This is a genomic window from Aeromonas diversa CDC 2478-85 (genome assembly GCF_000819805.1).
Taxonomy (GTDB): domain Bacteria; phylum Pseudomonadota; class Gammaproteobacteria; order Enterobacterales; family Aeromonadaceae; genus Aeromonas; species Aeromonas diversa.
Genome location: NZ_CDCE01000020.1, coordinates 263500 through 289137 on the forward strand (window position 1 = coordinate 263500; position 25638 = coordinate 289137).

Below are 25638 nucleotides of genomic sequence, written 5' to 3' on the forward strand. Positions count from 1 at the left end.
GTGCACGCAGATGGAGATTGCCGAGCTGGAATGGGTCGTTGGCGTGCCCAAGGTGGCACAAATTACCGAGCATTTGGCCGCGACGATCCGAACGGGCAGCCTGACGCCGGGGGCGCGGCTCCCCTCGATCCAGGCACTGACCCGCCGCTTTGGGGTCAGCAAGTTCACCGTGGTGGAGGCGTTGGAGCGGCTCAAGGCACAGCAGTTGATCCAGTCGAGCCAGGGGCGGGGGTTCTTTGTCACACACCGCCATCCATCGCCTATCGGCGTGGCAATGGGGGAGCTGCTACCGCAGGACTTTGTCAGCGTACTGCGCCGCTCCCTCATCGGCGAGCGGGCAGGGATGCGCCCCGGCTGTGGTTTCTTGCCGGAAAGTTGGACCGATGGGGAAGGGATCCGCCAAGCGCTGCGTCAGGTCAGCCGGCAACCTCGACTGCGCTTGGCAGAATACGGCGAAGCGGCAGGTTACCTGCCGCTGCGCCAGGCGTTGCAGGAAAAACTGAGCGCCTTGGGGATGAGCCTGGCCGCCGATCAAGTGGTGACCACGGCCAACACCATGCAAGGGATCGACATGTTGCTGCGCCTCTTACTGCGCCCCGGAGACGTCGTGCTGGTGGACGACCCTTGTTACTTCAATCTGCATGGCATACTGCGCCTGCACGGTGCCCGAGTGGTGCCCGTGCCGCGCCCGCCCGAGGGGCCCGATCTTCAGGCGCTGCGCCGTGTGCTCGCCGAGCATAAGCCGCGTCTCTATCTCACTGCTGGTCTGCTGCACAACCCGACCGGTCACTCACTGGTACCAGCCCAGGCCTTTGGCCTGCTCCAGTTGCTCGCCGAGTTCGGCTGTCACCTGATTGAGGATGACTTGTACGGGGATCTGCTGGACGGCGGTGCGCCGCGTTTGGCGAGCCTGGCGGGGCTGCGTGGGGTGACTTATGTATCGGGCTTCTCCAAGTTGCTGACGGCCAATCTGCGGGTCGGCTATGTGGCGGCGAGCCCTGAACTTGCCGCCGATCTGGCGCATCTCAAGCTGGTATGCGGAGGGGTGACCTCGGAGGTGAGCGAGCGGGTGGTGCTGCAGCTGATGCGTGAGGGGTGCTATGAGCGTAACCTGCGCCGGGTGCGCCATCGCCTGCAAGAGGCCGGCGCAAGGACGGATGCCTGGCTGCTGGCGTGTGGTTGTCAGCTGCCCTATGCGGCGCCTGCCGGCCTGTTTCGCTGGGTACGCCTGCCGGTTGGATGCGACAGCGAGGCATTGGCGCGCGCCGCCTTGGCCCACGGCATGGTGCTGGCACCGGGCACCTTGTTTACCCGTGAGCCATGGGGCCACGACTTTATGCGCCTGAACCTGGCTCACTGCGACGAGGCGCCGGTGCGCGAGAGGCTGGGCGCGCTGCTCGCCAGGGTGCGCGGCTAACAAAACGGGGATGCCTTGGCATCCCCGTGTCGGTTACAGCAGATCCTCGATCTCGCTGCGCAGGTATTGGAACAGCTCGCGATAGGCGGCGGGCGGTTTGTTCTGCTCACGTTCTTTTTGCACCGAGCGCAGCAGCTGGCGCAGCTTCTGGCGATCCAGCTCATGGAATTGAGCCAGCAGCTCGTTGATGGCCACGTCTCCCTCGCTGACCAGACGCTCGCGCCACTGCTCCAGGCGATGCTGGCGCGCGTTGGCGGTGGCGTGACGGTTCTTGATGATGGCCAGTGCCTCGGCGATGGGCTCTACATCGCGGCTGCGCATCAGGCGGCCGATGAACTGCAGGTGGCGGCGATAGGCCTCGTTCTTCTTGGGCTTGAGCTTGTGGGCCATGGCCACGGCGTCAGCCAGCTCCTCGTCGAGGGGCACCTTGGCCAGCTCGCTCGGTTTGAGATCGACGATCTCCTCACCCATGTTCTGCAGGGCTTCGGCGTCGCGTTTGAGCTGGCTCTTGCTGGGGCCGTCCCACTCGTCATGCTGGTCGTCGTTGAAATGACTCATTAATTCTGGATCCTGTGATGTTGTTCGCATCGGTTTGGCCGATATGGTACCAGCTTCTCCCGCCCTTTGCTGGGCTCTGTTATGCTTAGGCCCTTTCCCCACCTATCAGACTGGATGTATGGATCAGCAAGCGCAAATCCGCCAGGAGCAGGCCCAGCTCGAGAGCGCCGTGGCCGAGGCTCTCGACATTGCAAAGGCGTTGGGGGCCTCCTTGGCCGAGGTCTCCATCAGCAAGCAGACCGGATTGTCGGTCAATACCCGTGGCGGTGAGCTCGAAAGCATCGAATTTAACAAGGATGGGGCGCTGGGCATCGCCGTCTATCGGGATGGCTGCAAGGGATCGTCATCCACCACGGATCTCGGCCGCGATGCGATCCGCGCCTGCGTCGAGGCTGCCATCGAGATCGCCCGCCACACCTCCCGCGACGAGGCCGCCGGTCTGGCCGAGCCGGAGCTGCTGGCCTGGGACGCCCCGGATCTCGAACTCTGTCACCCGGTGGCCCTCGACCCGGCCGAAGGCACGGCGCTGGCGCTGGAGTGCGAACGGCTCGCCATGGGGCGCGATCCGCGCATCAAACACTCAGACGGGGCCGGCTTTACCAGCCATCTTGGGGTCAAGGTCTACGGCAACAGCCACGGTTTCGTGAAGGGGTATGCGGCGTCGCGTCACTCCTTAAGTTGCGTGCTGATCGGCGAGCAGGACGGCGAGATGCAGCGCGACTACGGCTGGAGCTGCAGCCGCCGGATGGGCGATCTCTGGAGTCCGCAGCGCATCGCCGACGAGGCGGTGGAGCGCACCCTGTCCCGTCTCGGCGGGCGCAAGATCGGCACCTGCCAGGCGCCGGTGCTGTTTCACCCGGACACGGCCTCGGGTCTGTGGGGCCACCTGGTGATGGCCATCAGCGGTGGCAACCTCTACCGCAAGTCGAGCTTCCTGCAGGAGCAATTGGGTCAGGTCATCTTGCCCGAGTGGCTCACCATCACAGAGCACCCGCATCTCAAGGGCGGGCTCGCCAGTGCACCATTCGACGGCGAGGGAGTACGAACCCGGGATCTCGACATCATCCGCGATGGCCGCCTGATGACCTGGCTGCTCACCTCCTACTCGGCGCGCAAGCTGGGGCTTACCACCACTGGCCACGCCGGCGGGATCCACAATTGGCAGGTTTCCCACAGCGGCCAGGATTTCAAGACGCTGCTCAAGGAGATGGGCACCGGATTGCTGGTGACCGAGCTGATGGGGCAGGGGGTCAACATCGTCAACGGCGACTACTCCCGCGGGGCGGCAGGCTTCTGGGTCGAGAACGGTGAAATCGCCTATCCGGTCGAGGAGATCACCATAGCCGGCAACCTGAGCGACATGTTCCGCCAGATAGTGGCGGTGGGCAGTGATGCCGACGAGCGCTCCAGCCTCAAGACCGGCTCTGTGCTGGTCGAGAACATGAAGCTGGCCGGCCACTGAGACCGGTCGGACAAATAAAAACGGCACCCCAGGGTGCCGTTTTTGTTGGGCGCAAGGATTACTCCTTGATGCGCTCGATGCGACCGCCAAGCCCTTGCAGCTTCTGCTCGATGTGCTCGTAGCCACGGTCGATATGGTAGATGCGATCGACCAGAGTGGCCCCTTCGGCCACGAAGCCGGCCAGCACCAGGCTGGCAGAGGCGCGCAGGTCAGTCGCCATCACCTGGGCACCCTTGAGCTGCTGGGCGTCGCGGCAGATGGCCACGTTGCCTTGCAGCTCGATGTCGGCACCCATCCGCACCAGCTCGGGAACGTGCATGAAGCGGTTCTCGAAGATGGTCTCGGTGATCATGCCGGTGCCCTGGGCCACGGCGTTGAGCACGGTGAACTGGGCCTGCATGTCGGTCGGGAACGCCGGGTAGGGGGCGGTCTTGATGGTGACAGGCTTGAGGGTGCGGCCGGTCATGTCCAGGCTGATCCAGTCCTCGCCCTTCTCGATAAGTGCGCCGGCCTCTTCCAGCTTGACCAGCACCGCCTCGAGCAGGCTCGGGTCGGTGTTGCGGCAGACTATCTTGCCACCGGTGACGGCGGCACCGACCAGGAAGGTCCCGGTCTCGATGCGATCCGGCTGAACCGTGTAGCTGCCACCGTGCAGGCGCTCGACCCCGTCGATGGTCAGGGTGTCGGTGCCGGCGCCCTGAATCTTGGCGCCGAGCGTGTTGAGGAAGTTGGCGAGATCCACCACTTCCGGCTCACGGGCAGCGTTTTCGATCACGGTGCGGCCGTCGGCCAGGGCGGCGGCCATCATCAGGTTCTCGGTGCCGGTGACCGAGACCATATCCATCAGGATGTGGGCACCCTTGAGGCGGCCGTCGACGCGGGCCTTGATGTAACCGTCTTCGATGGTGATCTTGGCGCCCATCAGCTCCAGACCGTGCACGTGCAGGTTGACCGGGCGGGCACCGATGGCGCAGCCACCGGGCAGGGAGACGTCGGCCGCGCCGTAGCGGGCGGCCAGCGGGCCCAACGCCAGGATAGAGGCACGCATGGTCTTGACCAGCTCGTAAGGGGCCACGTGGTTGTTCACGGCGCCGGCCAGCACGGTGACGTTACCGTTCACCTTGGTGGTCGCGCCCAGCATCTCCAGCAGCTTGACCGTAGTGGCCACGTCTTTGAGGCGCGGCACGTTGGAGAGCTGAACCTCCTCGTCGCACAGCAGGGTGGCGAACAGGATCGGCAGGGCGGCGTTTTTGGCGCCGGAGATGGTCACTTCACCGGAGAGGGTGCAAGGGCCGGTGATCTTGAATTTATCCATTTTTACTTCTTTACCAAATCAGGAGGGCAGCTGGAATTTACGCTCACGTTTCCACTCGGCCTCGGTATAGGCCTTGATCGAGAGCGCGTGGATCTCGTTGGTGGCGATCTTGTCCATCAGGGGGGCATAGATGGCCTGCTGTTTTTTGACACGGCTCATGCCGTCAAACAGGTCGGCAACGGCGATCACCTGGAAGTGACTGCCATCACCCGTTACGTGAACCTCGGACAGGGGCAGGGCCTCACGCAGGATTGCTTCAATTTCAGAGACTTGCATAGTCGTCCTTAGGCTTGGGTAGTAAATAGCCCGGCCACGCCGTAGAGGGCGGCCAGCTTGTCGAAGTCGTCGGGAGTGCCGATGAGGCCAGGCGTCTGGCCGCGCTCGCGCACGGCCTTGGCCCACTTGACCAGGATCGCCACGCCGGCCGAGTCGATGGCGACGAGTTCGCGCAGATCCATGGTCTCATCTTGCCACCACTGGTCGCGGATGGCCCAGAGGCGCCGGACCTGCTCACCCTGCAGATCGCCGCTCAGTCTCATTTCTTCAGCACCAGCGGCTTGGCGTTGTGTGCGTTGAGCTGCTGGATCACCGCATCGATACCGTTTTGGCGAATGAGGCCACCGAGCTCGCTCTGCTTGGCAGAGAGCAGACTGATCCCCTCGGCCACCATGTCGAACGCCTTCCACTGCTCGGTCTTGTTGTTCTTGCGCAGCTTGAACTCGAGGCTGATGTCGGGCTTGCCGGCTTCCTTGACGCTCAGATTGACGGCGGTGATCTCCTTGCCATCGAGCGGCTTGGCCGGCTCGACCTGTACTGTCTGCTTGTTGTAGTGAGCCAGCGCATCGGCATAGGAGCTGATCATGTACTCGGTGAAGGCGCTGACAAAGGCATCGCGCTGGGCCGGCGTGGTCTGCTTGATCTGGTTGCCGAGCACCTTGTAAGCCGCGAAGCGGTTGTCGATGTAGGGCAGTAACTCCTCACGGATGATCACCCGCAGATGGTCCGGGCTGGCCTTGATCTTCGGCTGATCGCTCTTGAGGCGGGCGAACGTCTTGTCGGCCGCCACCTGAATAAGGGTGTAGGGGTCGGCCGGATAGGTCTCGGCACGGGCCACCAGGGAGCAAAGCAGGCTGGCCAGAACGCCAAATGCCAACAGAATCTTTTTCATCTCTTGTTACTCCTTGCCGCCGTCAGACTTGCTGTAGAGGAATTTGCCGATCAGGTCCTCGAGGACGATGGCGGACTTGGTGTCTTCCAGTGTGTCCCCGTCCTTCAGGTCACGGGTGCCCATCTCTTCGTCGCTAAAGCCGGGTACCAGACCGATATATTGTTCACCGAGCAGACCCGACGTGAGGATCGACAGGGTGCTGGTCTCGGAGAACTGGCCCGCCGATTTCTGCATCTGCATGGTCACCAGAGGCACCTGGCTCTTGGGATCCAGGGTGATATCGGTCACCCGACCGACCACCACGCCACCGACCTTGACCGGGGAGCGTACTTTCAGGCCGCCGATATTATCGAAATGGGCGTGAATGGTATAGGTTTCCCCTTCGCTCTTGAAGCTCAGCCCCGCCACCTGCAGGGCCAGCGCCAGTATGGCGCCCATACCGGCCAGCATGAAGCTGCCAACCAGGAATTCTGTCTTGCTGAATTTCATCGTTTTATCCAAACATGATGGCTGTGAGTACGAAATCCAGGCCGAGCACGGCCAGGGATGAGTGGACCACGGTTCGGGTGGTCGCCTGGCTGATGCCGGCCGAGGTGGGTTTGGCGTCGTAGCCGTTGAACAGGGCTATCCAGGTCACCACCATGGCGAAGATGAGGCTCTTGATGGCGCCTTGCATGATGTCCTCGTGCCAGTCGACGGCGGCCTGCATGGCAGACCAGAAGCCCCCTTCGTCCACCCCAAGCCAGTCGACCCCGACCAACTTGCCGCCCAGTATGCCGATGAGGCTGAACATGAAGGCGAGCAGCGGCATGCTGATGACGCCCGCCCAGAAGCGCGGTGCCACCACCCGGCGCAGGGGATCGACCGCCATCATCTCGAGACTGGAGAGCTGCTCGGTCGCCTTCATCAGGCCAATTTCGGCGGTCAGCGCCGAGCCGGCGCGGCCGGCGAAGAGCAGAGCGGTAACCACGGGGCCGAGCTCACGTAGTAGAGAGAGCGACACCAGGGGGCCCAGGCTCTGCTCGGCCCCGAAGTCCACCAGTACGTTGTAGCCCTGCAGGGAGAGCACCATGCCGATGAAGAGGCCCGACACCAGTATGATGGCGACCGACTGGACGCCGACCACATAGAGTTGCTGAACCAGCAGCGAAAAGTGCTTGCGCGGGGCCGGCTTACCCACCAGGGCGTGGAACAGCATGATGCCGGCGCGCCCGACGGCGGTGATGGCACGCACCCCGCGGTGACCCAGCTGGCCAATCAAATCAATCGACATCAGAGATCCTGTAGCAGTTCGCCTGCCGGGAAGTGGAACGGCACAGGGCCGTCCGGCAGACCGTTGAGAAACTGTGCCACCTCGGGATTATCCTCGCGGCGCAGCTGCTCCGGGGTTCCCTGGGCCACCACCTTGCGGTTGGCGATGATGTAGGCGTAGTCGGCGATGGTCATCACCTCGGTGACATCGTGGGTGACGATCACGGAGGTGATGCCCAGCGCGTCGTTGAGATCGCGGATGAGCTTGACCAGCACCCCCATGGTGATGGGGTCCTGTCCGACAAACGGCTCGTCATACATGATGAGCTCGGGGTCGAGGGCGATGGCGCGAGCCAAGGCGGCGCGGCGGGCCATGCCGCCGGAGAGCTGGGAAGGCATTAGCCTGGCTGCGCCACGCAGGCCCACCGCCTCCAACTTCATCATGACGATGGTGTGGATGATCTCCTCAGGCAGGCCGGAGTGCTCGCGCAGCGGGAAGGCAACGTTGTCGAAGACGGTCATGCCGGTGAAGAGGGCGCCGCTTTGGAACAGCATGCTCATGCGCTTGCGCAGCTCATAGAGCCGAGTGCGGGGCAGTGCAGGCACATTCTCCCCATCGAACAACACCTCGCCACTGGCGGGCCTCAATTGCCCACCGATGAGGCGCAGCAATGTGGTCTTGCCGATGCCGCTGGGCCCCATGATGGCCGTGACCTTGCCACGAGGAATATGCAGGTTGATGCCGTCATAGAGGAGGCGATCCCCATGACTGAAGGTGAGGTTGTTGATGGTAATCAGGTCGGAATTCAAGCCTTGGTCCATCCAGTTGTGACAGGGGGCAAATTTTAGGGGCTAGTCTAGTGGGAAGCAATCTTTTGGAACAACTATTGAACAGGGGGAGAGCGCCGTCTATGCGACAAATTTGTGTTGCCAAATGTGTCAGTAATGACCAAAGCGGGACCGATTCGCTTATCCTGTCAGAGTTTTTTATAATCCCGCCTTTCCACTCTGTTTCGGAGCCGCCTTCCCATGTCCGGTGTCAGCGAAAAAGTGTCTGTGATCTCCCGTTTTAAGCTCAGTGCCAGCCGGGTGCTGGAGATAGAGCAGGAGGCCATCGCCGGCCTGCAGCAGTACCTTGATGAGGCCTTTGACCGGGCCTGTGAGATGATACTGCAGTGTGGAGGAAAGATAGTGGTCACCGGCATGGGTAAGTCGGGCCACATCGGCAGCAAGATCGCCGCCACCCTAGCCAGTACCGGTACCCCGGCGTTTTTCCTGCACCCCGGTGAGGCGAGCCATGGAGATCTGGGCATGATCTCCGAGGGAGATCTCATCGTCGCCATCTCGAATTCGGGGGAGAGCGATGAGATCCTGGCCCTGCTGCCTGTGCTCAAGCGCCGCGGTGTGCCCCTTATCTGCATGACAGGCAACCCCGCCTCCACCATGGCCCGTGAGGCCAATGTGCACCTCTGCATTCGGGTAACGCGTGAGGCCTGTCCGCTCGGGCTGGCGCCCACCTCCAGCACTACGGCGACCCTGGTGATGGGGGATGCCCTGGCTGTCGCACTGCTCGAGGCGCGTGGCTTCACCGCCGATGACTTTGCGCTCTCCCATCCGGGCGGCTCTCTGGGCAAGCGCCTCCTGCTGAGGGTATCTGACATCATGCATACGGGGGCTATGTTGCCCTTGGTGGGCGTCGATGCCACCATCAGCGAGGCCTTGCTGGAGGTGAGTCGTAAGGGGCTCGGCATGACTGGTGTTGTGGGTGCCGACGGTACCCTGGCGGGACTCTTTACCGACGGGGACCTGCGCCGCATTCTGGATCAGCAGGTGGATATTCACCACACCCCGATCAGCCGGGTGATGACGGCAAACTGTATTACCGTTGGGCCCGACATGATGGCCGCCGAGGCAGTCAAACTGATGGAAACCCGTAAAATTAATGGTCTACTTGTGGTAGATGCGATGCATCGTCCTCTGGGAGCCTTTAATATGCACGACCTGCTGCGCGCGAGGGTCATTTGATGTCTGATGTGATGACTCCCTATGGCGCCGTTTCGGCCGAGCTGATGGCCCGTGCTGCCCGTATCCGGCTTCTGGTGTGCGATGTGGATGGGGTGCTCTCCAATGGCTTCATCTATATGGGGAATAACGGTGAGGAGCTTAAAACCTTCTGCACCCGCGATGGCGCCGGCATGAAGGCGGTGATGAGAGCAGGCATCGAACTGGCGATCATCACGGGTCGTAGCTCGCGGATCGTCGCCGATCGGATGAAGAGCCTGGGTGTCCGTCATCTGGTCCAGGGGGCCGATGAGAAGTTACCCCACTTCGAGCGGCTGCTGGCCGAGCTGGGGTTGACGCCCGACCAGGCCGCCTATGTGGGGGATGATACCATCGACCTGCCGGTGATGCAGGCGTGCGGCCTGGGCATTGCGGTGGCGGATGCCCATCCGCTGGTATTGGCTCGTGCGAACATGGTGACCCGGATTGGTGGTGGTCTCGGCGCGGTGCGCGAGGTGTGCGATCTGCTGCTGCAGGCCCGAGGGCTGCTGGGTGATGTGGTGGAGGTATCGGCATGAGTCGCCAGACACTGCTCTTTGGCGTGCTCTTTATTGTGGCGTTGGCTTGCTGGCAGGTGCTGAATAAACCGGTAGCGAGTCAAGGGCAGGTCCAAAAGGAACACTTTCAGCCCGACTTCGTGGCTCGGGACATGGTAACCCTCCAGTACGATCAAGAGGGGCGTCTCCAGGATCGTCTCGAATCTGTCTATGCGGAATATTTTCGTGCCATCGAGATGGTCACTATGACCCAGCCCATCTTCTATCGCTACGATGAAGAAGGGCGAGCCGAATGGCGCCTGACTGCAGAAGAAGGGGTGCTTAATGTTGGGGATAACGCCATTTTGCGCCATAAGGTGCAGTTGGACGGACTGCGGGAAGCGGGGCCGGTGAAGCGGCTCGATACCGAATACATAGAGCTGGACCTGAACAATCAGGACGTGCGTAGCAATCAACAGGTCAAGATGCTTGGCCAGGCTTTCCAGACCGAGGGACTCGGTCTCAAGGGTAACCTGGACAAGCGCTATTTTGAGTTACTGGAACAGAGTCATGCGATCTATTTCAATGAAAAACGTTAATCTCGCCCTGGCTGCCCTGCTCTGCTGCGGCGCCCTGCAGGCGAAGCAGTCTGACTTCTCCGAGCCGGTCTATGTCGATGCGGTAACTCAGACGGCCGAGCTTCAGGACAATCGCCTCACCTTTACCAAGGATGTGATCATCACTCAGGGGACCATCAAGATCCATGCGGACAAGGTGGTGGTCGTGCGGGGGGCCGAGAAGGGCTCCGAGGTGATGACGGCCTATGGCAAGCCGGCCACCTTCTTCCAGATCCTGGATAACGGTAAGCCGGTCAACGCCCACGGCAATACTATCCGCTATGAACTCAAGCAGCGCCTGGTCACCATCACGGGGAATGGCCAGCTCAAGCAAGAAGATAGCCAGGTTAATGGAGAGGTGATCCGCTATGACATCGTCAAACAGAAGATGATGGCCGAGAGTGGTGATACCGGATCCCGGGTCAAGACTGTGTTCCTCCCCGATCAGGTTGAAAGTTTTGACAAGCCCGCTGACGGCAAGAAGGAGTAAGCCCATGGCGGTATTGAAAGCGGTTGGTCTGCAAAAGAGTTATAAGGGACGTCAGGTTGTCAGCGATGTCAGCCTGGAAGTGGGTACCGGCCAGATTGTGGGTCTGCTCGGGCCCAACGGTGCCGGCAAGACCACCTCGTTTTATATGATTGTCGGCCTGGTCCAGCGTGATGCCGGCAACATTACCATCGATGACCGTGATATCAGCGCTCAGCCGATGCATCTGCGTGCGCGCAACGGTATCGGTTACCTGCCTCAGGAAGCCTCCATCTTCCGTCGTCTCTCCGTCTATGAGAACTTGATGGGCGTCATGGAGACCCGTAAGAAGCTTTCTCGTGAGGAGCGAGTGGACCTGGTCGAGCAGCTGCTGGAAGAGTTCAACATCACCCATATTCGAGACAGCCTTGGGCAGAGTCTTTCCGGTGGTGAGCGTCGTCGGGTCGAGATCGCCCGCGCCCTGGCGGCCGATCCACGCTTTATCCTGCTTGACGAGCCCTTTGCCGGGGTCGATCCCATTTCTGTGATAGACATCAAGAAGATCATCCAGCACCTCAAGGATCGCGGACTGGGTGTCTTGATCACAGACCACAATGTCAGAGAGACTCTGGATGTATGTGAGAAGGCTTATATTGTCAGCCATGGCAAGATGATCGCCGAAGGTACCCCGGAGCAGATCCTGACCGATGAACAGGTCAAGCGTGTCTATCTGGGGGATCAATTCAGTCTATAGTAAGGGTGATCCACCCCTCGCCTGAATGCTGAACATAAGGACATTCCAACGTAGATGAAGCCGACACTGCAGCTGCGTCTGGGTCAACAGCTGACCATGACGCCACAATTACAACAGGCCATCCGTTTGCTCCAGCTTTCGTCTCTGGAACTTCAGCAGGAAATCCAGCAAGCCTTAGAGAGTAATCCGCTGCTGGAGCAGGAAGAAGCGGAGCTGGATTCAGATCCCCGCGATTCGATGCCGGAAGCCGGCGATGCCAGCCAGATGGATAGCTCCGAGGCCATGTCTCAGGAACAGATGCCTGACGATCTACCGGTTGATACCACTTGGGATGAGGTCTATTCAGCCGGAACGGCTCAGCTGGCCGCCCCCTCTTTTGAAGGTGAAGATAACGTCTATCAGGGCGAAACCACCGAAAACCTGCAGGACTATCTGCTGTGGCAGATGCGTCTTACCCCTTTTTCCGATCTCGATGCCGCCATCGCGCTCGCGATTATCGATGCCATCGATGAGTCAGGATATCTAACTGTTTCACTTGAAGATATTCAGACTGCGGTCAGCTCTGAGGAATACAGTGTTGAGATGGATGAGGTGGAGGCCGTCCTCAAGCGAGTTCAGCATTTTGACCCCGTCGGTGTGGCCGCTCGTTCGGTGCAGGAGTGTTTGCTGATCCAGCTCGGGCAATTCGAGCCGTCTCTGCCCTGGCTCAAGGAAGCGATTGAGGTCGTGACCGAGCACATGGACTTGTTGGGGGCTCGTGACTACCGTACCCTGGCCCGTAAGACCAAGCTCAAGGAGAGTGAGCTCAAGGAGGTGCTGGATATGATTCAGCAGCTCGAGCCGCGCCCCGGGAATAGCGTGGTGCAGAGCGACTCCCAATATGTGATCCCGGATGTCTCCGTGGTGAAGAAGGGGAACCGCTGGGTGGTTGAGCTCAATCCCGACAGCGCTCCGCGTATCCGGGTTAACGAGACTTATGCCGCGATGGCCCGCAATGCACGCAGTAGTACCGACAGCCAGTTCATCCGTTCCCACCTGCAGGAGGCGCGTTGGTTCATCAAGAGCCTTGAGAGCCGCAATGATACGCTGCTCAAGGTGGCCAACTGCATCGTTGAGCAGCAACAGGGCTTTTTCGAGTATGGCGAGGAGGCGATGAAGCCCATGGTGCTGAACGATATCGCCGAGGCCGTCGAGATGCACGAGTCGACCATCTCGCGGGTGACGACCCAGAAATTTATGCACACTCCTCGCGGCATTTTTGAGTTGAAGTATTTCTTCTCGAGTCATGTGAATACCGAGGGAGGAGGTGAGTGTTCATCGACCGCCATCCGCGCCTTGATCAAGAAACTGGTGACGGCCGAAAACCCTGCCAAGCCGCTTAGCGACAGCAAGATCACCGATTTGTTGGCAGAGCAGGGGATTATGGTGGCGCGAAGGACCATCGCCAAGTATCGCGAGTCCCTCATGATTCCACCCTCCAATCAGCGCAAACGCCTGGTGTAGGCAAAACAAAAGGAAGACGTTATGCAAATCAATCTGACTGGACACCATGTAGAGATCACCGAAGCACTGCGGGAGTACGTCAATAGCAAGTTTGCCAAGCTGGAGCGCCATTTCGACCATATCAACAATGTGCATGTCGTTCTCAACGTCGAGAAGCTCAAGCAGATCGCCGAAGCCAAACTGCACGTCAATGGTGGTGAAGTTTTCGCCAATTCAGAACATGCCGACATGTATGCCGCTATCGATACCCTGATCGATAAGCTGGATAGACAGATCATCAAGCATAAAGACAAGTTACAGCAAAAATAAGATGCAACTGGAACATATATTGAGCAGGGACTGCACCCGGAGTGCAGTCCCTTGTAGTAGTAAGAAGCGGGCGCTGGAACTCATTAGTGAGTTGGCTGCGGATCATCTTGGTACCTCTCGCCAGATCCTGTTTGAATGCCTACTGGCTCGGGAAAAGATGGGCAGTACCGGTATTGGCGGTGGTATCGCCATCCCCCATGGCCGCATCGGTGATGAATTGCCGCCAACCGCCGTACTGCTTACCTTCGAAGAGCCGATCCCCTTCGACGCGATCGACAATCAGCCGGTCGACCTTCTCTTTGCATTGCTGGTTCCCGAGAGCGAATGCAAGCAGCATCTCAAGACCCTCTCCATGATGGCTTCTCGGCTGGGCGATAAGGGCATATGTCGTCAGCTGCGCCAAGCGGCCAGCGATGAAGAGCTCTATCAGATCATGATCTCTGCCTGAGTGCCGTACTGACGTCTCCAGGATGTAGGAGGAATAATGCAACTGATTGTCGTCAGTGGCCGCTCCGGAGCCGGTAAGACGGTTGCTCTGAGGGTACTGGAGGATCTTGGCTACTACTGCGTCGACAACTTGCCGGTTGTCCTGCTGCCCCAGCTTATCGTGGCGCTGGAGGGACAGTATGACAAGCTGGCGGTGAGCATCGATGTGCGCAATCTGCCCACAGTCCCCGACAAACTCGATGAGCTGCTGCGCCAGGTTCGCAGTGAGAAACGGGTAGACTATTCCAGCTTCTTCTTTGATGCGGACAACAGCACCCTGCTGCGCCGCTATGGGGAGAGTCGCCGCCTGCACCCCTTGTCACGTAACCAGCTAACCCTGGACGAGGCCATTCGGGAGGAAACCCACCTGCTTTCCCCCCTCTCTTCCAGTGCCGATCTGCGGGTGGATACGACGAATCTCAGCATCCATGACTTGAGCGAGCTCATCAAGACCCGAGTGCTCGGCAAGAAAGAGAGCGAACTGGTCATGGTATTTGAGTCGTTTGGCTTCAAATATGGCATCTCGAAGGATGCCGACTTCGTTTTTGATGCCAGGTTCCTGCCGAATCCGCACTGGATCCCGGAGCTGAAACCCTTTACCGGTCGTGACCAGCCAGTCGCCGATTACCTTTCGAGCCAGAGCGATGTGATGCTGTTTATCCAACAGATTGAGAGCATGCTCACTACCTGGTTACCCCATCTGGAGCGCAACAACCGCAGCTACCTGACGGTGGGTATAGGTTGTACCGGTGGTCAGCACCGCTCCGTCTTTATTGCCGAACGTCTGGCAGAGAGTTTCCGGAAAATGGGAAAAAATGTGCAGCTGCGCCACCGCACTCTGGAGAAAAGCGGTGCTGGCAAGGAGAGACAATGACACTGCGAGCCTCGGTCGAAGTGAAAAATCGGCTGGGTATGCACGCCCGGCCTGCCATGATGCTCTACGAGTTGGTGCAGAGATTCGATGCTCAGGTATTGCTGCGCAATGAAACGGGTGTCGAGGCCGAGGCCAACAGCATTATCGCCATGCTAATGCTGGAATCGGCCCAGGGTGGGCATATCGAGGTGGTGGTTGAAGGGCCGGAAGAAGATCAAGCCCTAGATGCCGTCGTGGCGCTGTTTGCCTGCGGGTTTGATGAAGAGTAACCGAGTTGCCCGTCACCTTGGCAAAACCCTGAAATGAGAGCCAGCAGCGACCTGCTGGCTTTTTTGTTGCGTCTCGTATTCAAGCAGGCTTATTGCTGGGGATAACGCATATCCTCTTCGATGGTCACCGGCAGCTCCAGCGTCTTGCCATCGCGCGCTATGCTCAGGCGCAACTGACTGCCGGGGCGACTCTCGACGATGCGATCCATGGCGCTGCGGATCCCCGTGATGGCCTCGCCATTGATCTTGAGCATCACATCGCCACGTTGAAGGCCCGCCTTGGCTGCCGGCCCATTCGGATCGATGCTCTCGATCACCAGACCACGCAGATCACCCAGGTTCATCATGCGCGCTATGATGGGGTTGATCTCGATGCTGGAGATACCGAGGTAACCACGGATGACGCGGCCGTTGGCGATCAATTCGTCCATGATGCGTTTGGCCAGCTTGTAGGGGATGGCGAAACTGATGCCATAGCTCTCCTGATTGCCGTTGATGTGGTAGGCCGCGGTATTGATGCCCACCAGATCACCTCGGGCGTTGACCAGGGCACCTCCCGAGTTGCCTTCATTGATGGCTGCGTCGGTCTGCAACAGGTCCTGTCGACCATTGCTCTCGGGGCCCATGCTGGAGAGGCCGATGCGACCGGTGGCGCTGATGATTCCCTGGGTGATGGTCTGACCGACGTTGTAGGGGTTGCCGATGGCCAGCACCACATCCCCCACGTCGGGCTGATTGTCTGGGTTTTGCGGGATCACCGGCAGGTTGTCGGCCTCAATGTAGAGCACGGCAAGATCGGTGAGTTTGTCGGTGCCGACCAGCTCGGCGGTAAAGATGCGGCCATCTTGCAGGGCGACGATGATCTGATCGGCCTCGGCAATGACGTGGTAGTTGGTGAGGATGTGGCCACGCTGGCTCATGATGACGCCAGAGCCAAGCCCTTGTGGTCTCAACTCGGACTGGTTGTTGCGATCGCGGCTGAAGCTGCGGGTGTAGATGTTCACAACGGCGGGGCCGGCCCGATGCGCCGCATAGGAGAAGCTCAGATCGCGACCCGAGCCAATGGTAATAGGCTCACCGCCCCTCAGCTTGGGAAAGAGCAGCAGCAGTATGGCTGCCATTACGAGTCCAAAGCCGATGGCTTTGCCCAAGTAACTGAGAAGTGGTGGGATTTTCATGAATCTCTCGTCCGAAGCGCGCACCGGCAGAGGATACCATCATCCATGGATAAAAATAAGCCGCGGGGCGAGCCCGCGGCTTGATTGGCAAGGGGAGGGGATTAGCGGATCACTAGATAGAGAGAGGCTTCGCCGCGCTGGATGTTGAGAGCCAGCACGTCGCTCTTCTGTTTAAGCACCTTGGCCAGATCGCTCAGGTTGTTCACTCGCACCCGGTTGACACCCAAAATAATGTCGCCCTTCTGCAGGCCTGATGCGGCGGCGGGGGAACGCGGATTGATATCGCTCACCTCTACACCGCTCACCGGCTCGGTGACGTTGCTGAGCTTGGCGCCGTCCAGAGCCGGGTGGAGTACGTCGGCGCGCACGTCGCTGTCATCTGCCTGTTTGAGGGTCACGGTGACGTCCTGTTGTTTGCCGTCACGGATCAGCCCCAGTTTGACCTGCTTACCGGCGCCCATGGTGGCAATCTTGGCACGCAGCTCGCCGAAAGAGCGCACTTCCTTGCCATCGATGCTGACGATGATATCGCCGGCCTTGATACCCGCCTTCTCGGCGGCAGAGCCCGGCATCACCTGATTGACGAAGGCGCCGTACTGCTTGTCGTAACCGAAGGTCTTGGCGATGTCTGAGGTGAGCTCCTGCCCCTGGATCCCCAACTGGCCACGACGTACCTCGCCAAACTTGACGATCTGATCGGTCAGGTCGCGCACCATGTTGGAGGGAATGGCAAAACCGATGCCGATGTTGCCGCCATTGGGCCCCAGGATGGCGGTGTTGATGCCGATCAGCTCGCCCTTCAGGTTGATAAGCGCGCCACCCGAGTTACCGGAGTTGATGGCGGCATCGGTCTGAATGAAGTTCTCGAAGTTTTCGATATTCAGGCCGCTGCGGCCAAGTGCCGAGACGATGCCCGAGGTGACAGTCTGACCCAGGCCGAACGGGTTGCCGATGGCGATGGCGTAGTCACCGACCCGCAACTTGTCGGAGTCGGCCATCTGGATCTGGACCAGATTGTCAGCCTTGATCTGCAGCAGGGCGATGTCTGACTGTTTGTCTTCACCGATCTTCTTGGCCTTGAACTCGCGGCCATCCTTGAGGCTCACCTTGATCTCGTCGGCCTCGTGCACCACGTGGGCGTTGGTGATCACATATCCCTTCTTGGCATCGATGATGACACCGGAGCCAAGTGCCTGGAAGGGTTGCTCCTGCACCTGCTCGGCCGGCATGTCGGGACCGAAGAAGTAACGGAACGGTTCGGGCAAACGCTGGCGGGTGATCTTCTTGCCAGAGACATAGATATTGACGACCGCAGGAGTAACCTGCTCGATCATGGGGGCCAGGCTCGGCATCTCGCTGTTATTGGAGGCATTGTCAGAATTGCCAAACAGGGAAGGCAGAGCGGCCTGAGCCGGCGCGGCGGAGAGCGCCATGCCGACACTCAGAGCGACAACACTAAGCAAGGAGAGAGATTTACGCATAGATGAGAATGCTCCCGAGATAAAAAACAGTGCGTTACGACAGTGTCAGACCACAAGGACATCCTATTAGTTCAATCAGCTCTGTCCTGACTGCTTGAGCAGGCCCGACGCGTCGGCATAGTCACGAGGCGGGAAATCAGGCTCGGCGTTCTGGGGCTGGGGCGCGTCTTCAACGACCTTGAAGGGGCTGTCACCGTGTTTGGCCAAGAACTGGCTCTGTTGAGCCATGTGGCGATAGAGCTCCTGATACTGCTCCGCCATCTGCTCCATCAGTGCCGCACTGTCGGCAAAGTGAGTGCTGATCTGGTTCTGGTAGCTATCAAGCTCCTTATGGGCCTTTTTCAGATCTTGCTCCAGACGCCCGGCGTCACGGCTGCGTACGCTGAGTCGCCCCAGCACTATGCCCAGCACGAGGGCGATAATGGCTACACCAATGGCACTTATCAGACTCATAAAAGCTCCTTAAAACCAATATAAACAAGGGGTAACGACCATCCCGGCCGGTTTTATCCCGCTTGGCACTATACAGCGCCACCTGGGGGCGTGGTACCATTTTGTACCACATTCAGGGACTTGGAAGCGCGACATCGGGATGACAGTGCAACAGCGATATCAGCAGGATCTACAACGATCAGGTTACGTGGCTGACCCGGCTCAGGGGGCCGCCGTGGCCGAGCTGGAGCGACTCTATCAGGATTTGCTGCGGCGCCCGACTCCGACCAGCCAGAAAGTATGGTGGCGTCCCTGGCAAAAGCCCCAATCCGTAGTCCCTGTCACGGGACTCTATATGTGGGGCGGAGTGGGTAGAGGCAAGACCTGGCTGATGGATCTTTTTTTCGATGCATTACCGGGCGAACGCAAACTGCGCATGCATTTTCACCGCTTCATGTATCGTATTCATGGTGAGCTCAAAGCGCTCAGCGGGGTGCCGGATCCCCTCAAACAGGTGGCTGAACATATCGCCACAGAGGCTGATGTCCTGTGTTTTGACGAATTTTTTGTCTCCGACATTACCGATGCGATGCTGCTCGGAACCTTGCTGCAGGAGCTCTTTGCTCGGGGCGTTACGCTGGTTGCGACCTCCAATATTCCACCCGCAGAGCTCTATCGCAATGGTCTGCAGCGAGCCCGCTTTCTCCCTGCCATCGCCCTCATCGAGCAACATTGTCGTGTTCTTAACGTCGATGGGGGCACCGACTACCGGTTGCGTACCCTTGAGCAGGCGGAGATCTATCACTATCCCCTGGATGAGAGAGCGGCAGCAAACCTCGACCGTTACTTTCAGCAACTCAGCAGCTCGGCCCCGTTGGCAGGAGAGTTGGAGCTGCTTGGGCGACGGCTCTGCACGCTGGGTGCCCACGATGATTTGCTCTACATGGAGTTCACCGAACTCTGTTGTACTCCTCGCTCCCAGGCCGACTACATCGAGATTTCGCGTTGCTACCAGACAGTACTGCTGGCCAATGTTCAGCCCATGGGGGTGGGCAGTGATGATGCGGCCCGCCGCTTCATTGCCATGGTGGATGAGTTCTACGAGCGGCATGTAAAACTCATCATTTCTGCGGCGGTCCCCATGGATGATCTCTATGGTCAAGGGGCGCTCAATTTCGAGTTTTCCCGATGTCTCTCACGACTCCAGGAGATGCAATCGCACGAATACCTTGCCAGAGAGCACCTTCCTTAGTCACAATACCGCGCCTGCCAGTCGGATGGGCATCTGCGGCAGGTAGGGCCGGGCGACACTCGATGATGTCATGGGCAGTGAAATTGGAGAGTGATCTTTAAGGTAACTTCACTTATAATCGCCCGGCCCACGTTACAAGCTGCTAATCTGGCAGCACTCTATCAGGTTTTACTTGTATTCGAAGGGGTACAGGTAGGCCATCGTTTGTTGTTTGTGGGTGAGCCCCCATAAGCAATTGGGTCTGTAACAGGTAATTGGGTTTAACTTAATGAAAACTTTCGTTGCCAAGCCAGAAACCGTAAAACGTGACTGGTACGTTGTTGACGCAGAAGGCAAGACTCTGGGTCGTATCGCCACTGAGATCGCTGCCCGCCTGCGTGGTAAGCACAAAGCTGAGTACACTCCGCACGTTGACACCGGTGATTACATCATCGTTGTAAACGCTGAGAAGGTATGTGTAACCGGTAAGAAAACTACCGACAAGATGTACCATGCTCACTCCGGTTTCCCGGGTGGTATCAAGTCCATCAGCTTCGACAAGCTGATTCAGCGTAAGCCGGAAATGGTCATCGAAGCTGCCGTCAAGGGCATGCTGCCGAAGGGCCCGCTGGGCCGTGCCATGTTCCGTAAGCTGAAAGTTTACGCTGGCGCCGAGCACAACCACGCTGCTCAGCAACCTCAAGTACTGGATATCTAATCGGGAACTGGCAACATGGCAGAAAATCAATACTACGGTACCGGCCGTCGCAAAAGCTCCACTGCTCGCGTTTTCATCAAGGCAGGCAGCGGTAACATCGTAATCAACCATCGCTCCCTGGAGCAGTACTTCGGCCGTCCGACCGCTCGCATGGTCGTTCGTCAGCCGCTGGAACTGGTTGAGATGACCGAGAAACTGGATCTGTACATCACCGTTACTGGTGGTGGCATCTCCGGTCAAGCCGGTGCGATCCGCCACGGTATCACCCGTGCTCTGATGCAGTACGACGAGACTCTGCGCTCCGAACTGCGTAAAGCTGGCTTTGTTACTCGTGATGCCCGTAAGGTTGAGCGTAAGAAAGTCGGTCTGCACAAAGCTCGTAAGCGTCCGCAGTACTCCAAGCGTTAATTCGCACGAGTCGCGAGCTCTTATCGGCTCTCAAAAAGCCTGGCGCAAGCCAGGCTTTTTTTATGCGTATAAATTCCCCAAACCAAACCCAACCCCGCGTCACAAAAGAGAAAAATTCTTTTTGTTATTGGTTTTACCTGCTGCTTGTCTTTCTTGTCAACTTGTTATCTTTTCTTTAAAATTTCCTCGATTTTTCTGTGACAATTGTAACTCCTGCTTCCGCCGCTGTTGTCACCGGAAAACCTTGAACAGGGAAACTATAAGAATGCGCGGAGTCCACATGGGAGAGTTTTTGGATGAGCAATGCGCCTGTTGATACCGGTCGCCGCAGATTCCTTACCTGGTCAACCATAGCGGTTGGTGGGGTAGGAGCTGCATTTACCGCAGTGCCTTTTATCAAGTCATGGAATCCGAGTGCCAAGGCCAAGGCCGCTGGTGCGCCGGTGGAAGTGGACATCAGCAAACTGGAGCCGGGTCAGCTGATCCGGGTAGAGTGGCGTGGCAAGCCGGTATGGGTGGTGAACCGTACCAAGGCGACGCTCGATGCGCTGCCCGAGCATGACGGCAAACTCCGGGATCCTGGCTCGGAAGAGCCGCAGCAACCGGATTATGCCCAAAATGGCTATCGCTCCATTAAACCCGAGATCTTCGTCGCCGTGGGACTCTGTACTCACCTGGGTTGTTCTCCGACCTATCTGCCCGACAGCTTCGGGGAGCAGGTGGAAGGGGTTACATCGGGCTTCTTCTGCCCCTGTCACGGTTCCAAGTTCGACATGGCCGGCCGCGTATTCCAAGGGGTTCCAGCTCCGCTGAACCTGGTGATTCCGCCCTACCAGTTCCTCAATGACACCACCATTATGGTGGGTGCCGACGGCAAGGAGGCCTGATCATGTTTGCCAAGTTGATGGGGTGGATCGACGATCGCTTTCCGCTCACCGCCATGTACAACGAGCACATGGCCAAGTATCCGGCACCCAAGAACCTGAACTTCTGGTACTTCTTTGGCTCCCTTGCCATGCTGGTGCTGGTTAACCAGATCCTCACAGGTATCTGGCTGACCATGAACTACAACCCCTCTGCAGAGGGTGCCTTTGCCTCTGTCGAGTACATCATGCGCGACGTGGAGTTCGGCTGGCTGCTGCGCTACATGCACTCCACCGGTGCTTCCGCCTTCTTCGTGGTGGTCTACCTGCACATGTTCCGCGGTCTCATCTACGGCTCTTATCAGAAGCCGCGTGAGCTGCTGTGGATCTTTGGCATGCTGATCTTCCTGGTGCTGATGGCCGAGGCCTTCATGGGCTATCTGCTGCCCTGGGGCCAGATGTCCTTCTGGGGTGCCCAGGTTATTATCTCGCTGTTTGGTGCCATTCCGGTCATCGGTGACGATCTGACCCTGTGGATCCGGGGTGACTATGTTATCTCGGGTGCGACATTGACCCGTTTCTTTGCACTGCACGTTATTGCGCTGCCGCTGGTGCTGGTCATGCTGGTCGCCATGCATATCCTGGCGCTGCACGAGGTGGGATCCAATAACCCTGATGGCATCGAGATTAAAAAGCACAAAGATGAGAACGGCTGGCCGCTGGATGCGGTGGCATTCCACCCCTACTTCACCGTTAAAGATATGATCGGTGTGGCCGGTTTCCTGTTCTTGTTCTGCGCCATCATCTTCTTCAAGCCGGATATGTGGGGTTACTTCCTCGAGAAGCCCAACTTCGAAGTGGCCAACGGCCTGAAGACGCCTGCGCATATCGCCCCGGTCTGGTACTTCACCCCCTTCTACGCCATTTTGCGTGCGGTGCCGGACAAGTTGCTCGGGGTCATCATGATGGGTCTTTCCATCGTAGTGCTGTTCCTGTTGCCCTGGCTGGATCGCTGCAAGGTGCGCTCGGTGCGTTATCGCAGTGCCCTGCACAAGCTGAATATCGCCCAGTTCGTGGTCTGCTTTGGCATCCTTGGTGTGCTTGGTGTGCTGCCGTCTACCCCGATGCTGACACTGATCGCACAGATCTGTACGCTGGGTTACTTCGGTTTCTTCGTCCTGCTGTTCTTCTATAGCAAGAATGAACGTACCAAGCCGCTGCCGGAAAGGGTGACATTCAAATGAAAAAAATGATTATTGCCGTGCTCGCCCTGCTTCCGACTCTGGCCCTGGCCGCAGGGGGGGAGAATATCAAGCTCGATAAGGCTCACTATGATCTGAGTGACAAGGCTTCCCTGCAACGGGGGGCCACCACCTTCATGAACTACTGCTCCGGTTGTCACAGCACCCAATATCAGCGTTATAACCGGGTGGCTCAGGATCTCGGCATTCCGGAAGAGATCATGAAGGAGAACCTCATCTTCAACGGTGCCAAGATTGGCGATCTGATGAAGAGTTCGGTATCCGAGAAGGATGCTGCCAAGTGGTTTGGCGCCGCACCGCCGGATCTGACCCTGGTGGCCCGGGTCCGTGGTGCAGACTGGATCTACACCTATCTGCGCTCCTTCTACGTCGATCCGACCCGCCCGTTTGGGGTCAACAACCTGGTGTTCCCCTCCGTGGGCATGCCCCATGTGCTGGAGCCTTTGCAAGGGACCCCGCGCCTGCACTACTCCTCCGAGGTGATCAATGGTGAAGAGGTGAAGGTGCCCCACAGCGTGGTCTCCGACGGGAATGGTGAGCAGAGTAACGAAGAATATGACCAGACCGTGCGCGATCTGGTAAACTTCTTGGTCTATTCGGGTGAGCCGGTCCAGCTCGAGCGTGAACGCATGGGCTTCTGGGTGCTCGGCTTCATCGTCATCTTCTTCATCTTTACTGTGTTGTTGAAGAAGGAATACTGGCGCGACGTTCACTAAGCGACCAGAAAAGAGTAAAATCGTGTACGGCAATGAGGCCCGTCGCTTCATTGCCGTTTCTGCTTTTAAATGACTGGAGGGGTCAATGGCTGTAGCTGCCAATAAGCGTTCTGTGATGACGCTGTTTTCCGGTGCCAACGATATGTTCAGCCATCAGGTGCGTATCGTATTGGCCGAGAAGGGTGTCACCGTAGATATTTGCCAGGTTGATATGGATCACCTGCCGGAAGAGCTGGCCGAGCTGAACCCGTACAACTCTGTCCCTACGCTGGTGGATCGCGAGCTGGCGCTGTACACCTCTCGCATCATCATGGAGTACCTCGATGAGCGTTTCCCCCATCCGCCCCTGATGCCGGTCTATCCGGTGGCCCGTGGCAACAGCCGTCTGATGATGCATCGCATCGAGCTCGACTGGTACACCCTGGCCGACAAGATCATGGCGGGGGTGGATGTTGAGGCCTCCCGTAATGAGCTGCGCGACAACCTGCTGGCCATTGCCCCCATCTTCACCGAGATGCCTTACTTCATGAGTGAGGAGTTCGGTCTGGTGGATTGCTACATGGCTCCGCTCTTGTGGCGTCTGCCGAGCCTGGGTATCGACCTGACTGGTCGCGGAGCCAAAGAGCTCAAGGCTTACATGGTGCGTCTGTTCGAACGTGAGTCGTTCCAGGCCTCCCTGACCGAGGTCGAGCGCGAAATCCGTCTCGGCGCATGAGCATGGAGATCAAGATGACGCCCAGCCGCCCCTATCTGCTGCGGGCGTTTTTCGACTGGCTGCTCGATAACGATCTGACCCCTCATCTGGTGGTTAACGTCAACGTGCCTCACGTGGCAGTACCCCTGCAGTTTGCTCAGGATGGTCAGATTGTGCTGAATATCGCGCCCCGTGCGGTGGCGGCATTCCAGATGGATAACGAGGCCGTCAGCTTCAGCGCCCGTTTCGGAGGTGTCTCCCAGCAGGTCTACATTCCGATGGCCGCCATTGTTGCCATCCACGCCCGCGAAAACGGCGTCGGGACCCTGTTCCCGCCCGAGCCGGCGTATGAGGCCTGGCTGGAGTCGGCAGAGGTGCCGCCACAGCCGGATCCCGAGCCGCCACGCCCCACTGGCCGCCCGACCCTCAAAGTGGTCAAATAATGACATAAGAAAACGCAGCCGATTGGCTGCGTTTTTTTATGGGCTCGTCATCACTGCTGGGTATATTCGAAGGCCTTGATGACCTGCTTGACGCCGCTTACATGGCGGGCGATGTTAACCGCCTGCTCCCCTTCCTGGCGAGTCACCAGTCCGATCAGGAACACTTCACCATTTTCGGTCACCACCTTCACCTTGCCGCTATCGAAATTCTTGGCAGCGAGCATATCGGCGCGCACCTTGGAGGTGATCCAGCTGTCGTTGCTGCGGGTTGAGAGGCTGACCGGTTTGCCAATGCGCAGCTCGTTATAGACATGGCGAACACCCTCGATGCGTCCGACGATGCGCCCCGCTTCGGCCTTATGGGCATCACTCGGGGTCTGGCCTATCAGGATGGCGCGACCGTTATTGCTGTAAACGCTGATCTTGCTGCCCGAGAGTTGCTTGTTATCGCCGATCAGATTGGCCGCTTTGAGCTCAATGTTTTGATCGTCCCACTGTGACCCGACGGTGCGGCGATCGCCCGCCATCTTGGCGGTCGTCGCGGCGCCACCGACGAAAATGGCCGCACAGCCCTGCAGGAGCAGGGTGCCAGTCAAAAGAGCAAGAAGCAGGGTAGGCTTGCGCATGGTCTTAATCTTCCTGTTGCGGGAAAAGAGTCTGGTCGATGAGATCACACAGGCAGTGCAGGGTCAACAGATTGACCTCGAGAATTCGGGGGGTGCGGGTCGAGGGAACCCGGATCTCAACATCGTTTGGCCCCAGTAATCCGGCCATTTCACCCCCGTCTCCGCCACTGAGCACCACGATCGTCATATCCCGTGACAAGGCGGCTTCGGCGGCCTTGATGAGGTTGCGACTGTGCCCCGACGTGGTCATGGCCACCAGAATGTCGCCGGGTTGTCCCAGGGCGCGGATCTGCTTGGCATAGATCTCTTCAAAACCACTGTCGGTGGCGATGGCACTGATGGTGGCCATGTCCGGCGTGAGCGCCAGACCTGGCAGGGAGGGCCGCTCGGTTTCATAGCGATTGACCAGCTCGGCGATAAAGAGCTGGGCCAGTGCCGCCGAGGGGCCATTGCCACAGGCCAGCACCTTGTTACCGTTGAGCAAGCAGATGGTAATCATCTGAGCCGCAGTGTGAATGGCTTCGGATAGCGCCTCAGCAGCGGCAATTTTAGTCTGAATGCTCTCGGTGTAATTCTCTTTGATGCGGTCTGTCATCTTTT

General features: G+C 58.8%; 33 protein-coding genes. 20 read left to right on the plus strand and 13 right to left on the minus strand.

What is annotated here, in order from left to right; translation table 11 throughout:
* Positions 1–10: 10 nt before the first annotated feature.
* Positions 11–1417: an aminotransferase-like domain-containing protein gene (locus BN1121_RS06145; protein ID WP_005349618.1), complete on the plus strand. Its 1407-nt coding sequence runs from the start codon at positions 11–13 to the stop codon at positions 1415–1417.
* Between the two features lie 33 nt (positions 1418–1450).
* Here the strand turns inward: BN1121_RS06145 and yjgA are convergent, their stop codons facing one another.
* Entirely contained in the window at positions 1451–1975 is a 525-nt protein-coding gene (gene yjgA, locus BN1121_RS06150) for a ribosome biogenesis factor YjgA (RefSeq protein WP_005349619.1), read from the minus strand.
* Between the two features lie 118 nt (positions 1976–2093).
* Between yjgA and pmbA the strand changes: the two genes are divergently transcribed.
* Entirely contained in the window at positions 2094–3437 is a 1344-nt protein-coding gene (gene pmbA, locus BN1121_RS06155) for a metalloprotease PmbA (protein ID WP_005349621.1), read from the plus strand.
* Positions 3438–3495: 58 nt separating this feature from the next.
* Here pmbA and murA read toward each other — a convergent pair whose 3' ends face one another.
* The 7 genes from murA to mlaF are packed head-to-tail and all read right to left on the minus strand — an operon-like array spanning position 3496 to position 7993.
* Positions 3496–4752, minus strand: a complete 1257-nt coding sequence (gene murA, locus BN1121_RS06160; protein WP_005349625.1) for a UDP-N-acetylglucosamine 1-carboxyvinyltransferase — start codon at positions 4750–4752, stop codon at positions 3496–3498.
* 18 nt (positions 4753–4770) lie between these two features.
* Positions 4771–5028, minus strand: coding sequence for a BolA family iron metabolism protein IbaG (gene ibaG / locus BN1121_RS06165; RefSeq protein WP_005349627.1), 258 nt, complete (start codon positions 5026–5028; stop codon positions 4771–4773).
* A gap of 8 nt (positions 5029–5036) precedes the next feature.
* Entirely contained in the window at positions 5037–5291 is a 255-nt protein-coding gene (locus tag BN1121_RS06170; RefSeq protein WP_005349630.1) for an STAS domain-containing protein, read from the minus strand.
* Positions 5288–5920, minus strand: a complete 633-nt coding sequence (gene mlaC / locus BN1121_RS06175) for a phospholipid-binding protein MlaC (RefSeq protein WP_005349634.1) — start codon at positions 5918–5920, stop codon at positions 5288–5290. Before mlaC ends, BN1121_RS06170 begins: the two co-directional genes overlap by 4 nt.
* A 6-nt stretch (positions 5921–5926) precedes the next feature.
* A complete protein-coding gene (gene mlaD / locus BN1121_RS06180) occupies positions 5927–6409 on the minus strand; it encodes an outer membrane lipid asymmetry maintenance protein MlaD (RefSeq protein ID WP_005349636.1) in 483 nt (160 codons plus the stop codon).
* A 4-nt stretch (positions 6410–6413) separates the two neighbouring features.
* Positions 6414–7193 (minus strand): lipid asymmetry maintenance ABC transporter permease subunit MlaE, encoded by a 780-nt coding sequence (gene mlaE, locus BN1121_RS06185; protein ID WP_005349643.1) that lies wholly within the window; start codon positions 7191–7193, stop codon positions 6414–6416.
* Positions 7193–7993 (minus strand): phospholipid ABC transporter ATP-binding protein MlaF, encoded by an 801-nt coding sequence (gene mlaF, locus BN1121_RS06190; protein ID WP_043157246.1) that lies wholly within the window; start codon positions 7991–7993, stop codon positions 7193–7195. Before mlaF ends, mlaE begins: the two co-directional genes overlap by 1 nt.
* Positions 7994–8200: 207 nt before the next feature.
* On the opposite strand from mlaF, the gene BN1121_RS06195 reads away from it, so the two are divergent.
* From BN1121_RS06195 to npr, 10 genes are read left to right on the plus strand one after another with little or no spacing between them, the layout of a single operon-like run.
* Entirely contained in the window at positions 8201–9196 is a 996-nt protein-coding gene (locus BN1121_RS06195) for a KpsF/GutQ family sugar-phosphate isomerase (RefSeq protein ID WP_005349645.1), read from the plus strand.
* Positions 9196–9750: a 3-deoxy-manno-octulosonate-8-phosphatase KdsC gene (gene kdsC, locus BN1121_RS06200; RefSeq protein ID WP_005349646.1), complete on the plus strand. Its 555-nt coding sequence runs from the start codon at positions 9196–9198 to the stop codon at positions 9748–9750. Before BN1121_RS06195 ends, kdsC begins: the two co-directional genes overlap by 1 nt.
* Positions 9747–10307, plus strand: a complete 561-nt coding sequence (gene lptC, locus BN1121_RS06205) for an LPS export ABC transporter periplasmic protein LptC (protein WP_005349647.1) — start codon at positions 9747–9749, stop codon at positions 10305–10307. The genes kdsC and lptC overlap by 4 nt, the downstream gene beginning before the upstream one ends.
* Complete coding sequence (gene lptA, locus BN1121_RS06210; protein WP_005349648.1) at positions 10294–10815, plus strand: lipopolysaccharide transport periplasmic protein LptA; 522 nt, start codon at positions 10294–10296, stop codon at positions 10813–10815. The genes lptC and lptA overlap by 14 nt, the downstream gene beginning before the upstream one ends.
* A gap of 4 nt (positions 10816–10819) precedes the next feature.
* Positions 10820–11545, plus strand: a complete 726-nt coding sequence (gene lptB, locus BN1121_RS06215; protein WP_005349649.1) for an LPS export ABC transporter ATP-binding protein — start codon at positions 10820–10822, stop codon at positions 11543–11545.
* Positions 11546–11599: 54 nt separating this feature from the next.
* The gene (locus tag BN1121_RS06220; protein WP_005349650.1) at positions 11600–13048 is read left to right on the plus strand and encodes an RNA polymerase factor sigma-54; all 1449 of its coding nucleotides are present in this window, start codon (positions 11600–11602) and stop codon (positions 13046–13048) included.
* Between the two features lie 21 nt (positions 13049–13069).
* Positions 13070–13357 (plus strand): ribosome hibernation promoting factor, encoded by a 288-nt coding sequence (gene hpf, locus BN1121_RS06225; RefSeq protein ID WP_005349651.1) that lies wholly within the window; start codon positions 13070–13072, stop codon positions 13355–13357.
* A gap of 1 nt (position 13358) precedes the next feature.
* Positions 13359–13805, plus strand: a complete 447-nt coding sequence (ptsN, locus tag BN1121_RS06230) for a PTS IIA-like nitrogen regulatory protein PtsN (RefSeq protein ID WP_005349653.1) — start codon at positions 13359–13361, stop codon at positions 13803–13805.
* 36 nt (positions 13806–13841) lie between these two features.
* Positions 13842–14717, plus strand: coding sequence for an RNase adapter RapZ (gene rapZ / locus BN1121_RS06235; RefSeq protein ID WP_005349656.1), 876 nt, complete (start codon positions 13842–13844; stop codon positions 14715–14717).
* Positions 14714–14986: a PTS phosphocarrier protein NPr gene (gene npr / locus BN1121_RS06240; RefSeq protein ID WP_005349658.1), complete on the plus strand. Its 273-nt coding sequence runs from the start codon at positions 14714–14716 to the stop codon at positions 14984–14986. Before rapZ ends, npr begins: the two co-directional genes overlap by 4 nt.
* 89 nt (positions 14987–15075) lie before the next feature.
* Here the strand turns inward: npr and degS are convergent, their stop codons facing one another.
* The 3 genes from degS to BN1121_RS06255 form a co-directional block, all read right to left on the minus strand.
* On the minus strand, positions 15076–16164 hold the full coding sequence (gene degS / locus BN1121_RS06245; protein ID WP_005349661.1) for an outer membrane-stress sensor serine endopeptidase DegS: 1089 nt from the start codon (positions 16162–16164) through the stop codon (positions 15076–15078).
* A 101-nt stretch (positions 16165–16265) separates the two neighbouring features.
* Complete coding sequence (locus BN1121_RS06250; protein ID WP_005349663.1) at positions 16266–17645, minus strand: Do family serine endopeptidase; 1380 nt, start codon at positions 17643–17645, stop codon at positions 16266–16268.
* A gap of 75 nt (positions 17646–17720) precedes the next feature.
* Positions 17721–18098, minus strand: coding sequence for a Z-ring associated ZapG family protein (locus BN1121_RS06255; protein ID WP_005349665.1), 378 nt, complete (start codon positions 18096–18098; stop codon positions 17721–17723).
* 139 nt (positions 18099–18237) lie between these two features.
* On the opposite strand from BN1121_RS06255, the gene zapE reads away from it, so the two are divergent.
* The 8 genes from zapE to BN1121_RS06295 all read left to right on the plus strand — a co-directional run bounded on the left by zapE (position 18238) and on the right by BN1121_RS06295 (position 24412).
* Complete coding sequence (zapE, locus tag BN1121_RS06260) at positions 18238–19329, plus strand: cell division protein ZapE (RefSeq protein ID WP_043157247.1); 1092 nt, start codon at positions 18238–18240, stop codon at positions 19327–19329.
* Positions 19330–19597: 268 nt separating this feature from the next.
* On the plus strand, positions 19598–20026 hold the full coding sequence (rplM, locus tag BN1121_RS06265) for a 50S ribosomal protein L13 (RefSeq protein WP_005349670.1): 429 nt from the start codon (positions 19598–19600) through the stop codon (positions 20024–20026).
* A 15-nt stretch (positions 20027–20041) separates the two neighbouring features.
* Complete coding sequence (gene rpsI / locus BN1121_RS06270) at positions 20042–20434, plus strand: 30S ribosomal protein S9 (RefSeq protein ID WP_005349672.1); 393 nt, start codon at positions 20042–20044, stop codon at positions 20432–20434.
* 296 nt (positions 20435–20730) lie between these two features.
* Positions 20731–21321: a ubiquinol-cytochrome c reductase iron-sulfur subunit gene (gene petA, locus BN1121_RS06275; RefSeq protein WP_005349674.1), complete on the plus strand. Its 591-nt coding sequence runs from the start codon at positions 20731–20733 to the stop codon at positions 21319–21321.
* 2 nt (positions 21322–21323) lie between these two features.
* Entirely contained in the window at positions 21324–22541 is a 1218-nt protein-coding gene (locus BN1121_RS06280; protein ID WP_005349676.1) for a cytochrome b, read from the plus strand.
* A complete protein-coding gene (locus tag BN1121_RS06285; RefSeq protein WP_005349677.1) occupies positions 22538–23275 on the plus strand; it encodes a cytochrome c1 in 738 nt (245 codons plus the stop codon). Before BN1121_RS06280 ends, BN1121_RS06285 begins: the two co-directional genes overlap by 4 nt.
* Before the next feature lie 85 nt (positions 23276–23360).
* Positions 23361–23990: a stringent starvation protein SspA gene (gene sspA, locus BN1121_RS06290; RefSeq protein ID WP_005349678.1), complete on the plus strand. Its 630-nt coding sequence runs from the start codon at positions 23361–23363 to the stop codon at positions 23988–23990.
* Complete coding sequence (locus tag BN1121_RS06295) at positions 23987–24412, plus strand: ClpXP protease specificity-enhancing factor (protein WP_081606402.1); 426 nt, start codon at positions 23987–23989, stop codon at positions 24410–24412. Before sspA ends, BN1121_RS06295 begins: the two co-directional genes overlap by 4 nt.
* Positions 24413–24462: 50 nt before the next feature.
* Here the strand turns inward: BN1121_RS06295 and dolP are convergent, their stop codons facing one another.
* Positions 24463–25038: a division/outer membrane stress-associated lipid-binding lipoprotein gene (dolP, locus tag BN1121_RS06300; RefSeq protein WP_005349680.1), complete on the minus strand. Its 576-nt coding sequence runs from the start codon at positions 25036–25038 to the stop codon at positions 24463–24465.
* A 4-nt stretch (positions 25039–25042) separates the two neighbouring features.
* A complete protein-coding gene (locus BN1121_RS06305) occupies positions 25043–25633 on the minus strand; it encodes a D-sedoheptulose-7-phosphate isomerase (protein ID WP_005349681.1) in 591 nt (196 codons plus the stop codon).
* Between the last annotated feature and the right edge of the window lie 5 nt (positions 25634–25638).